This window comes from Sulfitobacter sediminilitoris (genome assembly GCF_010667575.1).
Classification (GTDB): Bacteria; Pseudomonadota; Alphaproteobacteria; order Rhodobacterales; family Rhodobacteraceae; genus Sulfitobacter; species Sulfitobacter sediminilitoris.
In genome coordinates this window covers 14,608-29,612 of the sequence record NZ_JAABNT010000009.1, presented here as the reverse complement: position 1 = coordinate 29,612, position 15,005 = coordinate 14,608, and the positions used below count along the sequence as shown (strand labels likewise).

Genomic DNA, 15,005 nt, shown 5'->3' with positions numbered 1-15,005 from the left:
CTCACTTTTGCAGGGCAAGTTCAAGAAGGCGCGCAACATGGATGGGCTTGCGCGCGGTCGTATCGGCCACTTGGTGGCGGCATGATGTGCCATCTGCAACGATCAATGTATCTTCGTCCGCCTTCCTCACAGCAGGCGCGAGGTCCAACTCCGCCATTTTCCGCGACACTTCATGTGTTTCCACACCATACCCAAATGCGCCAGCCATGCCACAACAGCTTGTCTCAACCACTTCAACCTCAGTATCGGGCAGCCGAGACAGGGTTTTCTCGATGCTGGACATGACCCCCATCGCCTTTTGATGGCAGTGCCCGTGCAGCAGCACCTTGGGGGCGGGCGACGTGAGCGGAAGGTTGAAGTCAGGGTTGTCTTCCTGATCGGCGATGTATTCCTCCAACATGCGCGCATGCTGGGCCAAAAGCTCCGTGTCCTTGCCGGGCAGCAGCGCGGGTATTTCATCACGCAGGGTCAGCAGGCAGCTGGGCTCCAGCCCGATGATCGGCAGACCTTGCTGCGCATAGGGCAACAGGGCGTCCACCAGCCTTTGTGCCTCTTGCTTGGCTTCTTCGACCAACCCAGCTGACAGAAAGGTCCGACCACAGCACAAGGGCCGCTCCCCCTTGGGCGCGGACGCCACTTGGACCGGAATGTCTGCCGCCGCCAGAACTTTGACCGTTGCGCGCAAGTTTTCCGGCTCAAAATAGCGATTGAAACTATCGGCGAACAGGACCGCTTTGGGGGCGGCAGTGTTTGCAACTTCGGCATCCTTAAAAGGTTTTGCGCTCCATGTCGGCAAGTCACGTGTCGCCGTAAAGCCGGTGAGTTTTTCTGTCAATTTGGCAAATCCCGGCAGCGTGTTACGCAGGTTCGCCAGAAACGGCAGGCGCGCGGCCCAAGGCGCATAGCGCGGCAGATAGGCGACCAACCGGTCGTGAAAACTGATGCCGTGTTTCTTGGCCCTTGCTGATTGCACCTCAATCTTCATGCGTGCCATATCAACGCCGGTCGGGCATTCCCGTTTGCACCCCTTGCACGAGACGCAAAGCTTCATCGTATCGGCCATCTGGTCCGACGTCAGCGCATCAGGCCCAAGTTGTCCCGAGATTGCGAGCCGCAGCGTGTTTGCACGGCCCCGCGTCAGGTCCTGCTCTTTACGGGTCACCCGGAAAGACGGACACATCACGCCGCCCTTGAGCTTGCGGCAGGCCCCGTTGTTGTTGCACATCTCGACAGCACCCTGAAAACCGCCGCCGCTGCCGGGCCAATCGGTCCAGTCGAGCTTTGTCTCGAATTCGGGTACGTCGTAATCCGGGCTGTAGCGAAACAGGCTGCGGTCATCCATTTTCGGCGCGTCAACAATCTTGCCCGGATTAAACAACCCCGTGGGATCAAACCGTGTTTTCACCTCGCGGAAGTTTTCCACCATGCGTGCGCCGAACATTTTTTCGTGGAACTCTGAGCGCACCAGCCCATCGCCGTGCTCTCCGGAATGAGAGCCTTTGTATTTCGCGACAAGATCAAAGCATTCCTCGGCGATGGCGCGCATTTTCTTGACGTCCTGATCAAGTTTGAGGTTCAGAACCGGTCGTACATGAAGACAGCCGACCGAGGCATGCGCGTACCATGTGCCTCGCGTTCCGTACTTATCGAAAATGTCCGTCAGGCCCGCCGTGTAATCTGCAAGGTCCGGCAGCTCGACTGCACAATCCTCGACGAATGACACGGGTTTCCCCTCAGCCTTCATCGACATCATGATGTTCAGCCCCGAACTGCGCAGATCGGCGATGCGCGCTTGCATTTTCGGGTCTGGCACGGCGGTCATGCCGCCCCAGTTCTTGCCGGTGCCTGACCAAGAGAACCCCAGATCGCCCATCATCTCTTCAAGCTGCCGAAGCTTTTGCGGATGCAGGCTGGGGTCTTCCTCTGCAAACTCTACCAAAAGCAACGCATCAGGCTTTCCGGTCACAAACTCTTCGATTGTCTGACGGAACATGGGGATGTCGCGGGCGAGGGCGATCATCGTGGCATCAACCAGTTCAACGCCCTGTGGCTTGAGGGTCACCAGATGCTGTGCGGCATCCATCGCCTGATTGAAAGTCGGGAAATGGCAGACCCCCAGAACCTTTTCCGACAGGATCGGCCAGAGCTTTAACTCAATCGCGGTTGAGTAGGCCAACGTGCCTTCGGACCCGACCAGAAGATGGGCCAGATTGGCTGGCATGTCCTTGGGCACCAAAGCATCGATGTTATATCCGCCAACGCGGCGCATCACCTTGGGGAATCGCGCGTCGATCTCGGCGGCCTCGCGGGCGCCAAGCCGCAGCAAATCATCTGTCAGCGCGGCAAAGGCGGCGGAGGATGTTTCGCCCACCGGGCCAAAGTGGTGCTTGCTGCCGTCTGCCATAATCGCATCAATCGACAGCACATTGTCACGCATCATTCCGTAGCGCAGGGATTTTCCGCCGCAGGAATTGTTGCCAGTCATGCCCCCGATCGTTGCACGCGATGCCGTTGACACATCGACGGGAAACCATAGGCCATGTGGCTTGAGCGCACGGTTCAACTCATCCAGCACAATGCCGGGGCGCACGACACATCTGCGACCCTCTACGTCCAGCTCAAGGATATCGTTGAAATACTGTGTGTTATCCAGAACAAGCGCTTCATTCACGGTCTGGCCGCACTGCGATGTCCCGCCGCCACGCGCCAGCAATGGCACCTTTTGCTCAGCCGCGATGTCAATTGCTGCCCGAATGTCGTCCTCGGATTTCGGTGACAGAACGCCCAATGGCATCATCTGGTAGAGCGACGCATCCGTCGCGTATCGCCCGCGCGAAAAGGTGTCGAACATGACGTCGCCCTGAACGCGTTTCTGCAGGGCGGCGGAGAGCTGGGACATGATTCATCCAGTGCGATTGAGGGTGGAAATGAAATAATTTCGATTGACTTAATTATGAATTCAAAATTACGCTGGTTCAACAAAAAAGCAAATTCGGTGACCCAAGGCGCCTGCCTTGGCGAGCCAAAGCACTCTGAATGTGAGACCGATTGTCATGAGAAAAGCTGGCCGCCACTTCCTGCAAATCCCCGGACCCAGCGCGGTGCCAGACCGCATCCTAAGTGCGATCGGGCAACAGACAATCGACCATCGCGGACCTGACTTTGCCAAGGTAGGACTGCGTGCCCTGAACGGGTTGAAGACGATCTTTAAGACCGAAGAGAACGTTTTCATCTATCCGGCTTCCGGCACAGGTGCATGGGAGGCGGCGCTGGTAAACACGCTTTCACCGGGTGACCGGGTCTTGATGTTTGAGACGGGTCACTTTGCGACCCTTTGGAAGAAATTGGCGGAAAAGCTGGGTCTACAGGCCGAGTTCATCGAAGGGGACTGGCGCGGCGGCGCTGACCCCGAAAAGATCGAAGCCTATCTGGCCGAAGACAAGGAACACCAGATCAAGGCGGTCTGCGTTGTTCATAATGAGACTTCGACCGGTTCGGTGTCCCCCATCGCAGAGGTGCGCAAGGCCATCGACAGGGCCAATCATCCAGCGCTTTTCATGGTGGATACGATTTCCGGTTTGGCTTCACTTGACTACCGGCATGATGAATGGGGTGTCGATGTTACTGTCTCTGGCTCGCAAAAGGGTCTGATGCTGCCGCCGGGACTGTCGTTCAATGCGGCCAGTGCTAAGGCATTGGCGGCAAACAAAACGGCAAAGCTCCAAAGGTCATATTGGGACTGGGCCGAAATGGTGGGTCCCAACAAGAACGGCTATTTTCCCTATACGCCGGCAACCAATCTTCTCTACGGTCTGAATGAAGCCGTCGATATGTTGCATGAAGAAGGGCTGGACAACGTATTTGCCCGCCACGCACGGCATGGTGCTGCGGCCCGTGCGGCAGTGCGGGCCTGGGGTCTTGAGGTGCTTTGCGCAACGCAAGGTCAGGAAAGTGGTGTCCTGACGGCGGTCAAGCTGCCCGAAGGCCACAGCGCAGATGCATTCCGCGCAACGACGCTTGAGCATTATGATATATCCTTGGGGAACGGCCTGTCCAAAGTGGCGGAGAAGGTCTTTCGGATCGGCCACCTTGGGGACTTCAACGATCTGATGCTTGTCGCGACTTTGGCGGGTGTCGAAATGGGCCTCAAACAGGCGAACGTGCCGCATGAAACCGGTGGCGTACAGGCAGCGATGGCCCAATTGAGCTAAGACCGAAGTCCCCGACAAAGGGGACGATGAATAATAATAACGCATACCAACAGCAAATCTCTGGGAGGAGAACCTGATGAAAGTAATCGCAAAACTACTCGCAGCAACAACCGCCGTCGGCATGGCCACAAGCGCCTTTGCCGCCGACATGACAATGAAGTTCGGACACGTCGGTGCGCCCGGCTCGTTATTCGAGGCATCGGTCGACAATTTTGCTGCCTGCGTCAACGAAGCGATGGGCGGCAAGGTCGAGGTTCAGACGTTTGGCTCGTCGCAGTTGGGCAAGGACAAGGAACTGCTGCAAAAGCTCAAGCTGGGTCAGGTCGATTTCTCGTTGCCGTCATCGGTGATGTCTTCGGTTGACGATTCCTTCGGCATTTTCGAGATGCCTTACATCATCTCTGACCGCGACCACATGCGCCGCGTACAAGGTGCCATGATGGATGTGTTTCAGGATGCGGCCCACGCAAATGGCTATCACATCGTTGGTCTGGCCGAAAACGGCTTCCGCAACATCACCAACAACGTGCGCCCCATCAATGTGCCAGCCGATCTTGCAGGCATCAAACTGCGCACGCCGAACGGTGTATGGCGCCTGAAGATGTTCCAGGAATACGGTGCGAACCCGACGCCAATGGCCTTCTCTGACGTGTTTACCGCACTGCAGACCGGCGTGATCGACGGTCAGGAAAACCCATACGCGCAGATCGCCTCGGCCAAATTCCAGGAAGTGCAGAAGTATCTTTCGGTCACCGGACACGTCTACACGCCTGCCTACATCCTGATGTCCAAAAAGAAATATGACGGTCTGGATGCGGATGTGCAGGCAGGTCTGACCGATTGTGCAAACAAGACGCAGGACTTCACCTATGAAAAGGCAGCGGAGTTGGAAGCGAGCCTGCTGAAGGTGATCGAAGATGCGGGCGTCGAAGTGAACACAGCAGACAAGGCCGCGTTCATCGAAGCCTCCAAGCCCATCTACAAGCAGTTCGCGGATGAAGTCGAAGGTGGTCAGGACATGATCGACACCGTCCTCGGCCTTGGCAAATCCGGCTAATATTCTGAGGCGCGGCAGGGCTGGTCCTGCCGCGCTTTCACTCGCTCCACCATACATTTCGCTCCGCCCTTGGGCGCGGGCACACATTCGACACCCAACAGGTCAGCCGGCATGGAAAACGAAGCCTACCCAACGCTGTCACGGATTAACCGTGCGCTCAGCCGGGTTCTTGAATGGATCACCATCAGCCTGATGATCCTTTTGACGCTAGTCGTCACAGCCGCGGTTCTCGCCCGTTTGCTGGGCCAAAGCTTCTCTTGGTACGACGAAGTTGCCGCGATCATGCTGGCATGGATTACTTACTACGGTTCGGCGCTGGCTGCCCTGCACAGACGTCACATCGGCTTTGACACGGTATTGCTGGCCATCCCGGCACGGGCACGCATCGCTGCTGTTCTGCTGGGGGAGGCGATTGTCCTGATCTTCTTCTTCCTGATGGCGCGGGCAGGTTTGCAGGTTCTGGAAGTTCTGGCAGGCGATACGCTGATCTCGCTCACCTGGGTACCCATCCAGTTCACCCAGTCGGTTATCCCCATCGGTGCAATCCTCTTCATGATCTGCCAGCTTCTGAGCCTTCCGGCATACCTCAAGCTGACGGCTGGCGGCATCTCGCTTGAGCATGCCGAGATCGAGGAAGAGGTTGAAGCCGAGCTTGAAAAGAATAAGGACCGCGCCTGATGTTGATGGCTGGAATTTTCGCTGCGATGTTGATCATGATCTGCATCAACATCCCGATCGCTGTCGCGCTGGCCATGTGCGGCGTGCTGGGCCTTTTGTTCACTGAAGGTACGGACAGTCTGGTGACCATCGCGCTGGACATGTACGACGGATCGACCAAGTTTTCCCTGATCGCTATTCCGATGTTCGTGCTGGCCGGAGCGATCATGAACGCAGGCGGCATCACCGACCGGCTGATCAACTTTGTCAGTGCAATCATTGGGTTCATCCGTGGTGGACTGGCGATGGTCAACATCGGGGTTTCGCTGTTTTTTGCTGAAATCTCTGGCTCTGCGGTGGCCGACGTGGCGGCCATGGGGTCCATCCTCATCCCGCAGATGAAAAAGCGCGGCTATTCCAAGGAATTCTCTGCCGCTGTCACTTCGTCCTCGGCGTCGCTTGCCATCATCATTCCCCCGTCGATTCCGATGATCCTTTATGCAGCCTCGGCCAACACTTCCGTTGAACAATTGTTCGTCGCGGGCGTCGTGCCGGGGCTCTTGGGGGCAGGGGGCCTCATGTTGGTCGCATACCTCTTTGCCAAGCGGTACAATTTCCCCACCGAAGACGCATTTCGCCTTGCCCGCCTGCGCGAAACCTTCATGGATGCCTTGCCCGCCTTCACATTGCCCGTGATCATTCTGGGCGGCATCTTTGGCGGCTATGTGACGGCAACCGAAGCGGCAGGTCTGGCCGTGCTGGCGTCTCTTGTTGTCTCGGCGTGGTACGGAAACCTCGACTTTTCGCACCTGCGCCGCGCTATGCTGGACGGGGGTATCCAGACGGCGGTTGTCATGCTGCTGGTCGCGGCCTCGGTGCTGATGGGCGGGTTCCTGACCCGGGCGCAAATTCCACAGCAACTGGCCGAAGGCATCCTGTCCATCACGACCCAGCAATGGGCGATCCTGTTGATTCTCAATTTCTTCTTTTTGATCATCGGATTCTTCCTGCACTCCGCTGCGGCGATCATTCTGGTTATTCCAATCGTTATTCCGCTGATCACGGCGGCAGGGATTGACCCGGTGCATTTCGGCCTTGTCGTCACCCTGAACCTTGCCATCGGACAGCAGACGCCGCCTGTCGCATCGGTTCTGATCACCGCCTGTTCGGTCGCGCGCGCCAACATTTGGGAAGTGTCCAAGGTCAATATCTGGTTCGTTGGTGTGCTGCTGGCGGTGCTGATGCTGTGTACCTACGTGCCGTCAGTACCGATGTTCCTAGTGGAGTATTTCTACCGATGACTGACCCATCAATCGAGATCACCGATGAGCTGCGCGATGGTGTCCTCTGGATCACCTTTCAGCGGCCACAGGCCCGCAATGCGCTGACCTTCGGAATGTACGAACGTCTGGCTCAACTGTGTCGGGAAATGCCAACCGATGGGTCTGTCCGTGCCGTGGTCATTTCAGGCGCAGGCGGCAAGGCCTTTGCGGCCGGTACCGACATGACCCAGTTCCGCGCTTTCGAGACCCCGCAGGATGCGCTGGATTATGAAAATCAGATCGATGCGGTTCTTGAAGCTGTCGAACGTTGTCCGGTGCCGACCATCGCCGCAATCAACGGGGCCTGCACGGGGGGAGGGGGCTCCATCGCCGCGGCCTGCGACATACGGATCGCGTCGGCCAGCCTCAAGTTCGGTTTCCCGATTGCACGCACGTTGGGCAACTGTCTGGCCGCAGGCAACCTTGCGCGATTGTCCGAACTGATCGGGGCCGGACGTGTCCGCGAGATCATCTTTACCGCCCGCTTGATCGAAGCGGACGAGGCACTGTCGGTCGGATTGGTCAGTGAAATCCTGCCTGACGAAGACACCTTGATAGCCCGCGCCGCCGAGCTTGCCGCCAAAGTAGGAGCCATGGCACCGTTGACCTTGCGGGCCACGAAAGAGGCACTGCGCCGCAACCGCGCTGCCGCAAAGGTGGATGACGATGATCTGATCATCTCCTGCTATATGAGCGATGATTTTCGCATCGGCATGGAAGCGTTCCTGGGCAAGACAAAACCTGAATGGACAGGCAAGTGAGCGCGAAGTCCGGCCCTCTCAGCGGGATGCGCGTGATTGAGCTGGCCCACATCATGGCGGGACCAGTCTGCGGCCTGATGCTGGCGGATATGGGGGCGGACGTCATCAAGGTGGAAAAGCCCACAGGCGACGACAGCAGACGGTTCGTGCCACCCGAAATCGGCGGTGAGGCCGCTGCCTACATGATGATGAACCGCAACAAGCGCGGTATTTCGCTCAACCTCAAGGACCCCGATGCGGTAGAGATCCTGCGCAAGCTTCTTGCCCACGCTGATGTCGTGATCGAGAACTACCGTAAGGGCACGATGGAGAAACTCGGCCTGTCCTACGAGGATCTGGCTGCGGTCAATCCACGCCTCATCTACTGCGAAATCTCTGGGTTTGGCCGCACCGGCCCCTATGCCGACCGGGGCGGGTTTGACCTGATTGCGCAGGGCATGTCTGGCCTGATGTCGATCACCGGAGAGGGGCCGGGGCGGCCCCCGGTCAAGGTTGCGGCCCCGATTTCGGATATCAACGCCGGGATATTGGGCGCGATGGGTGTGTCGGCGGCTTATGCCAACGCGCTGAAAACCGGGCGCGGACAAAAGGTTGATACCTCCCTGTTCGAGGCCGCGATCGTGCAAACCTACTGGCAATCCGCAATCGCCTTGGCGACGGGCGACAAGCCGGAACCCCTTGGCTCGGCCCACCCGCTAAATGCGCCGTATCAGGCGTTTCAGACCAGCGACGGCTGGATCAATGTCGGTGCTGCCAATCAGGCCAACTGGCTGCGCTTTCTGGATGTCATCGCAGCACCCGAGCTGAACGATGATCCACGGTTTTGCTCGAACGCCGACCGGATGCGCAACCTGCCTGCGCTGATTGAAATCCTGAATGGGTACCTTGCCAAGGATACGACCGAAAACTGGCTTGATCGTATGGAAAAGGCCCATCTTCCTGCCGGGCCGGTCAATGATATCCTTGAGATGCATGCCGACCCTCAGGCCCGCGCACGCGAAATGATCGTCGAGGTGGATCATGCGACCTCAGGCAAGGTTGAGACAATCGGCCATCCGGTCAAGTTCAGCCGCACGCCTGCGAAAGTCGCTCAGGCAGCCCCGCTGCTGGGGCAGCACAGCCGCGAGGTTTTGGCCGAGATCGGCTATGACGCCGCCCAGATCGACGCGCTGATCGCCTCTCAAGCCGTTATCGCGTCCTGAGTTGTTTTCCGGATGGGCGCTCACCCGTCCGTTATTTGGCCTGCACAAAGCCCATCCCTGAACGATCGAAGAAAAGGAGCCGCCCATGACCCTCACTCTGCAGCAAGCCCAGTCCATCATCAGCGCATGCCTTGAATGGCGTCAGGAAAATGGCCTGAAACCTTTGACAGTCGCCGTGCTGGACAACGCGGGTGCCCTTGTGGCCTTGGCACGTGAGGACAATACCAGCTTGCTCAGACCGGAAATTGCACAAGGCAAAGCACGCGGCGCGGTATCGATGGGTCTTGGGTCGCGGGCCTTGTACGAAAGGGCAAAGGTTGAGCCGTTCTTCATTCAGGCCATGAATGCCCTGTCGGATGGATCGCTTGTTCCCGTAGCGGGCGGTGTCCTGATCAAGAAAGACGGTGTGATCCTTGGGGCCGTGGGCATCACCGGTGATAACTCCGACAATGATGAGGCCTGCGCGATTGCCGCGATTGAAAAGGCGGGTTTTGTCGCGGACGGGGGCTGACGAATTTGTCCGGCGTTTAATCCTTAGACAGTTTGCCTGTTCCTTGCCTGTCACAAGCCAAGGGCTCTGACGCGGGCGTTTTTGCGCGGAAGTCGATCTCGCCTTGTGCAAACGGACGTGTTTAAGTGCCTTTCAGTGATCTCTTGCAGCCAAGGCTTTCTAAACATGACAGAACGTTCGCGATTTCTTGGCCAAAGGATCGCCCGCTTATTGCGCGAAATCTATCCCGATGTTGACGCTGACATCCTTTCAAGCATGGTCATTGACGCCTTCTGGCCCGAGGGGACAACCCGCCGCAAGCGCGCACGTGTCTCCGGAAACAAGCTGTGGTCCGAACAGGACGCACTGCTGATCACCTATGGCAATTCGATCATTGACGGTGCGCACAAGCCGCTGGACCTGTTGTATGACTTCCTGTGCTCTTACCTCAGCGGAACACTGAACAGCGTCCATATTCTGCCGTTCTTTCCCTACACATCCGACGATGGGTTCGCGGTGTCTGACTTCCGGTCGGTTAATTCTCAGCTTGGCGATTGGCCCGATATCAACCGGATCGCGGGTGAATTTACGCTGATGTCCGACCTCGTTTTGAACCATGTGTCCAGCCAGGGCAGCTGGTTCAACGCCTACCTGCAGGGGCAGCCCTCCTATGACCGGTTTTTCTTTGAGGCGTCGCCGGATGACGACCTGTCGCAGGTGGTTCGCCCCCGCACGACACCGCTTCTGAAAAAGGTCGAAACCGCAAATGGGCCGCGCCATGTCTGGTGCACCTTCAGCCATGACCAGATTGATCTGGATTTCCGCAACCCTGAAGTGCTGCTTGAATTCCTGCGCATCATCCGCTTGCACGTCGATAACGGGGTGCAGATCGTCCGGCTGGATGCGGTGGCTTTCCTGTGGAAAGAGGTCGGCACCCCGTCCATTCATTTGCCGCAGACCCATGCGATCATCCAGCTGATGCGCCTGCTGTGTGACTACGCATCCGAACGCATCATCCTGCTCACCGAAACCAACGTGCCCAAGGCCGAAAACCTTAGCTACTTCGGCAATGGCCAAGAGGCGCACGCAATCTACAATTTCCCACTGCCGCCGCTGATCCTGCACGCGATGATGTCAGGCAACGGCGAATATCTGCGGCGCTGGCAAAGGGGCATGCCGCCCGCGCCCATGGGCTGTGCCTATCTGAACTTCACCGCAAGCCATGATGGCATCGGGATGCGCCCTGCCGAAGGATTGCTGCCTGAGGATGAAAAACAGCAGATGATCGAAACGGTGAAAGAGATCGGTGGGCTGGTGTCCATGCGTGCCCTCCCTGACGGCAGCGAGAACCCCTATGAGCTGAACACCACCTTCTATGATGCCTTGTCCCGTACCTTTAAAGGGGTGGATGAACATCACCATGCCCGGTTCATCTGTTCACAGACCATCGTGATGTCGTTGGAGGGTATTCCGGCGTTCTACATTCACGCCATGCTGGCCACACCGAACGATCATGGGCAGGTCGAACACCGTGGTATGAATCGCGCCATCAATCGACACCGGTGGGATTATCCCACATTGCGCGAACTATTGGCGGACCCGGCAAGCCCCCAAGCGCGGGTCTTGGACGATCTGTCGGCACGCCTGAAGTTGCGGAAAAAGCAGACCGCGTTCCATCCCAACGCAACGCAATTCACCGTCAATCTGAATGATGACAGGGTTTTCGGAATTTGGCGGCAAAGCCTTGATCGCCATCAATCCATTTTCGCGCTGCATAACGTCAGTGATGACCATGTGACGGTTCCATCGGCCGCGATCAACCTGATCGAGGATCAGGATTGGTTTGACCTGATCGGCAATGCGTCTATTGATGCCAGCGCCGAGGATATCACATTGTTACCATACCAATGCATGTGGATCACCAACCGGCGTTAGGCGAATTCAGCCTCATCCGATGCAGCGGCTTTGCGCAGGGCGGAGAGGAACGTTGGATCAGCCGCATGGACCCGGTTCCACGTCGGAATGAATGGTGTCTCATGCGGGTTTTCCAAAAAGAAATGGCCCGCACGCATGATGTTTTCCGCGAACAGCTCGATCGCGCTTTCTTCGGCATGGCGATCTATGCTCACGCCATTCATCCTGGCATCGTTGTAATAGGCCTCTAGCAGGTCCAGCGCGCAGCGATAGTAGGTGGCTTTCAATGTTCGGAAGACATTCGCCGTAAACACAGTGCCGTCGGCGGCAAGCTTGCGAAAGATTGCTTTGCAAATGTCGGTGGACATGCGGTTCAGCCCGGCATTCGCGTCTTCTTCACTGAGGGTTTGATGCTTGTGGTCATAGGCATCGGCGATCTCAACCTGACAGACGGCCTTGGGGGCCAGATTGCGCCAGGCCTCGGACAGCACCCCAATCTCAAGGCCCCAGTCGGAAGGGATGCGCAGGTCAGGCAGGATGTTCGTCCGCATCGCGAACTCGCCTGACAGTGGATAGCGAAAGCTGCGCAAATAATCGATGTAGTCCCGGTCACCCACCACGCGCTTGAGCGCAATGAGCAGCGGGCTGACCAAAAGCCGCGTCACGCGCCCGTTCAGCTTTTCATTGCCGATCCGCGCATAATATCCTTTGGCGACCTGATAGGGAAAACTTGGGTTCGCGACCGGATAGATCAGACGCGCCAGCAACTCATTGGTGTAGGTCACGATATCGCAATCATGGATCGCCATCACGTCGCTGTCTTCGCAGGCAATCAGGTAGCCCATGGCTGACCACACGTTCTTGCCCTTACCTTGTTCCTTGGGGGCAAGCCCCATTTCCTTGAGAAGCGCCCCAAGTTCCAGCATACGTGGGCTGTCATTCCAAATGACGATATGGTTCTGGTTCAGCCCTTTGAAAAATTTCTTGGCATGGCGGAATTGAGCTTCATCCGCGCGATCAAGACCAATGATGATGCGATGCAGATAAGTGACCTTGGACAACTCGTCCAAGATGCGTGGCATCGCGTCCGTTTCCAGCTCCGAGTACAGACAGGGCAGGATCAATGACATCTTCTTGTTTTGCGCAAACGTCTCAAGTTCGTAAGTCATTTCAACGATGGGCCGCGTCCTGAGGTTATGCAGTGTCGCAATATTTCCGTTCTGATGGAAATCGGCCATGTGGGTCTTCCTTACGTCACTTCGAGTATACTAATTAGCTCCAAAACCGCCTTGTTCCAGCCTTCTGGGCCTTCAAGCGTGGTCCGGACAACACGGCCGTGCCTTTCGCCATCCAACAATGGCAGCGGCTTGCGATGAGGGTTTGCAACTATAATTCCGAACTCTGCCGCCTCTAGCATTTCCACATCATTCGGGGCATCGCCAAGAGCAACGGTATGCCTTGGGCTGTATGTTGCGATGAATTCCGCCATCTTGTCCGCCTTTGTCTGTCCAAAAGACAGGGTCAGAAACCGCCCCCCTTCGCGCGCCATTACGCCGTGCTGCGCAAGTGCGGCCAAGAAATCTTTGCGCTCTTCGGGGGTGCCTGACCAAACTCCCGGCTCAGAAAAGGCTCTTTGCGCCGCAAGGGCGGCAGCCTCCGCAGTCAGCCCCGTAATCCCCGCAATTTCCGCCACGTCCATGTCGCCAAATCCGCGGTACTGGCGGCGCAGGTTCGCGGGTATCTGGTTCAACGTGCTGCGCACTGCCAAATATTCATCAGTCGGAGGGGAGGCGTGACTGTTCGGTGCGAGCACACCGGCACCATTTTCAACAATCGCAGGCCAGTCTTCAAGATCAAGCTGCTGTCTCAGCGCGATGATCTCTGGCGCGGTTTTGCTGCTGGCCATGACAATCCCGGCCCCGATGGCCCTCAAGGTATCCAGCGCAGGTTTCGCCGCATCCCAACGATAGTCGGCATGGGAAATCAGCGTCCCGTCAAGATCGGTAAAAACAAGCAGCGGCAGTTTGGTAATCACGCCTTGTACATTGCGCCCTGGCATTGGGTGTTGCAACCGGATTGGGAGGTAAGTCGTACCTGCATGGTCTTTTCTAGACTCCTACGCCTTAGGTCATAAATCAACCGGCCGACAAGCGTCGCCAGATAGCTGCGCGTATGTGTGGGCCAACCATGGCGATCAACCAAAGTCGAACGGGTTGTCCAACACTCCGACCAAGGGCATCAGGAACTCCCCGTCTAACGCATCCAGGGCGCTTGCATAGAGGTCATCAATCTCGGAGACAGCCGCATACTGGCTGGTCAGGCTGCCATCAAACAGACCCATCACAGCAGAGGCATTGCCGATATCTGACATCCCGCGGTGCACCGCAAAATATGCACCGATGTCTGTTTTGTTGGACAGATAGAAGCGGTCGATCTGTTGCTGATCCATGAAGCCCTGAGATGCATCATCGTAGAGTTCAGCCTGCGCACCTGCGATGATTTCAAGGATCAGTTGATCTTGGCTGACGACACTCGCTTTAAGCAGGTCTACCCAGAACGTACGCCCGTCTTCGTCTGGTGCACGGCCCAGCACGTTCTGATAAACGATATCGACCAGTTCACCGTTCGAAAGGCTACTCGAAAAAATGGCTGACGTTTCATCCTGCTGCATGAACAGGCTGGCCATTTCTTCCAACGTGGTGCCATTTGAAAAGGCGTCGGCCCAGAACGACAGGCCGATGGCATCCGGGGCCCGATTAAAATACGCGATATACAGCTCAATGATGCTTTCCAGATCATCGGCCCCCACTGTGGGCTGACGTCCAAACAAATCCAAGTCCATCGGCAGCGCGGCGAACACATCCAGTTCCGTTGCAAAATCCAGAAACTCGACGTTGGTCAAACTGTCCACGCCATCGCCTCCCGCACGGCGATCCACGATTGTCATGCCATTTGTTCCAAGCAACAGCGTATAGCTTGACTGCGGACCCGACAGCAGGACCGTGTCAGTGCCACCACCGCCGTTGATCAATTCTACCGGCTGACCCGGAAGCACGATGACTTCTCCACTGTCACCAAATCCCAAAGCGCCCGGCAGGGCAGGGGCACCTTCATCATAATTTGATCCGCCCGAAATCGTGTCCGCACCAGCACCTGCTGAAATGGTGTCGAGTCCAAAACCGCCGTCGATCAAGTCGCTGCCTGATGTTCCGACGAGGTTGTCATCCCCAGAGGTGCCGAGGATTTCTAGGCCTGTAACCTCGCTTGCTGCGATCAGTTCGACCTGCTCTATCACGGAATTATCCATCGCCGTCTCCTGTACCGGGCCTCATGGCGGCAATGCCATGTCATATTCAGTTTTTAGAATATATTAGTTTTTGAGCGCAGGAAT

At 57.1% G+C, this 15,005-nt stretch carries 12 protein-coding genes; 8 read left to right on the top strand and 4 right to left on the bottom strand.

The window, feature by feature from the left end:
* Window position 1 precedes the first annotated feature (1 nt).
* The gene (locus GV827_RS14430; protein ID WP_204325903.1) at window positions 2-2,899 is read right to left on the bottom strand and encodes an FAD-binding and (Fe-S)-binding domain-containing protein; all 2,898 of its coding nucleotides are present in this window, start codon (window positions 2,897-2,899) and stop codon (window positions 2-4) included.
* A 154-nt stretch (window positions 2,900-3,053) separates the two neighbouring features.
* Here GV827_RS14430 and GV827_RS14425 point away from each other — a divergent pair, with 154 nt between their 5' ends.
* The 8 genes from GV827_RS14425 (at window position 3,054) to GV827_RS14390 (ending at window position 11,635) form a co-directional block, all read left to right on the top strand.
* The gene (locus tag GV827_RS14425; protein WP_164354522.1) at window positions 3,054-4,211 is read left to right on the top strand and encodes a pyridoxal-phosphate-dependent aminotransferase family protein; all 1,158 of its coding nucleotides are present in this window, start codon (window positions 3,054-3,056) and stop codon (window positions 4,209-4,211) included.
* A 76-nt stretch (window positions 4,212-4,287) separates the two neighbouring features.
* Complete coding sequence (locus GV827_RS14420; RefSeq protein ID WP_164354521.1) at window positions 4,288-5,268, top strand: TRAP transporter substrate-binding protein; 981 nt, start codon at window positions 4,288-4,290, stop codon at window positions 5,266-5,268.
* Window positions 5,269-5,379: 111 nt separating this feature from the next.
* Complete coding sequence (locus GV827_RS14415) at window positions 5,380-5,946, top strand: TRAP transporter small permease (protein WP_164354520.1); 567 nt, start codon at window positions 5,380-5,382, stop codon at window positions 5,944-5,946.
* A complete protein-coding gene (locus GV827_RS14410) occupies window positions 5,946-7,226 on the top strand; it encodes a TRAP transporter large permease (protein WP_164354519.1) in 1,281 nt (426 codons plus the stop codon). Before GV827_RS14415 ends, GV827_RS14410 begins: the two co-directional genes overlap by 1 nt.
* A complete protein-coding gene (locus GV827_RS14405) occupies window positions 7,223-8,008 on the top strand; it encodes an enoyl-CoA hydratase/isomerase family protein (protein ID WP_164354518.1) in 786 nt (261 codons plus the stop codon). Before GV827_RS14410 ends, GV827_RS14405 begins: the two co-directional genes overlap by 4 nt.
* Complete coding sequence (locus GV827_RS14400; RefSeq protein ID WP_164354517.1) at window positions 7,993-9,210, top strand: CaiB/BaiF CoA transferase family protein; 1,218 nt, start codon at window positions 7,993-7,995, stop codon at window positions 9,208-9,210. The genes GV827_RS14405 and GV827_RS14400 overlap by 16 nt, the downstream gene beginning before the upstream one ends.
* A gap of 85 nt (window positions 9,211-9,295) precedes the next feature.
* The gene (locus tag GV827_RS14395; RefSeq protein ID WP_164354516.1) at window positions 9,296-9,721 is read left to right on the top strand and encodes a GlcG/HbpS family heme-binding protein; all 426 of its coding nucleotides are present in this window, start codon (window positions 9,296-9,298) and stop codon (window positions 9,719-9,721) included.
* A gap of 165 nt (window positions 9,722-9,886) precedes the next feature.
* A complete protein-coding gene (locus GV827_RS14390; RefSeq protein WP_164354515.1) occupies window positions 9,887-11,635 on the top strand; it encodes a sugar phosphorylase in 1,749 nt (582 codons plus the stop codon).
* Here the strand turns inward: GV827_RS14390 and GV827_RS14385 are convergent.
* From GV827_RS14385 to GV827_RS14375, 3 genes are all read right to left on the bottom strand, one after another.
* A complete protein-coding gene (locus GV827_RS14385; protein ID WP_164354514.1) occupies window positions 11,632-12,852 on the bottom strand; it encodes a glycosyltransferase family protein in 1,221 nt (406 codons plus the stop codon). The two genes, GV827_RS14390 and GV827_RS14385, sit on opposite strands and share 4 nt — an antisense overlap.
* An 11-nt stretch (window positions 12,853-12,863) precedes the next feature.
* On the bottom strand, window positions 12,864-13,649 hold the full coding sequence (locus tag GV827_RS14380) for an HAD-IIB family hydrolase (RefSeq protein ID WP_328823156.1): 786 nt from the start codon (window positions 13,647-13,649) through the stop codon (window positions 12,864-12,866).
* 159 nt (window positions 13,650-13,808) lie between these two features.
* Entirely contained in the window at window positions 13,809-14,921 is a 1,113-nt protein-coding gene (locus tag GV827_RS14375) for a DUF4214 domain-containing protein (RefSeq protein ID WP_164354512.1), read from the bottom strand.
* Window positions 14,922-15,005: the final 84 nt, after the last annotated feature.

Coding starts and splice junctions, on each gene's coding strand:
- GV827_RS14415 (WP_164354520.1), top strand. CDS start 5,380: ATGGAAAACGAAGCCTACCCAACGCTGTCACGGATTAACCGTGCGCTC.
- GV827_RS14390 (WP_164354515.1), top strand. CDS start 9,887: ATGACAGAACGTTCGCGATTTCTTGGCCAAAGGATCGCCCGCTTATTG.
- GV827_RS14400 (WP_164354517.1), top strand. CDS start 7,993: ATGGACAGGCAAGTGAGCGCGAAGTCCGGCCCTCTCAGCGGGATGCGC.
- GV827_RS14385 (WP_164354514.1), bottom strand. CDS start 12,852: ATGGCCGATTTCCATCAGAACGGAAATATTGCGACACTGCATAACCTC.
- GV827_RS14410 (WP_164354519.1), top strand. CDS start 5,946: ATGTTGATGGCTGGAATTTTCGCTGCGATGTTGATCATGATCTGCATC.
- GV827_RS14420 (WP_164354521.1), top strand. CDS start 4,288: ATGAAAGTAATCGCAAAACTACTCGCAGCAACAACCGCCGTCGGCATG.
- GV827_RS14425 (WP_164354522.1), top strand. CDS start 3,054: ATGAGAAAAGCTGGCCGCCACTTCCTGCAAATCCCCGGACCCAGCGCG.
- GV827_RS14395 (WP_164354516.1), top strand. CDS start 9,296: ATGACCCTCACTCTGCAGCAAGCCCAGTCCATCATCAGCGCATGCCTT.
- GV827_RS14430 (WP_204325903.1), bottom strand. CDS start 2,899: ATGTCCCAGCTCTCCGCCGCCCTGCAGAAACGCGTTCAGGGCGACGTC.
- GV827_RS14375 (WP_164354512.1), bottom strand. CDS start 14,921: ATGGATAATTCCGTGATAGAGCAGGTCGAACTGATCGCAGCAAGCGAG.
- GV827_RS14405 (WP_164354518.1), top strand. CDS start 7,223: ATGACTGACCCATCAATCGAGATCACCGATGAGCTGCGCGATGGTGTC.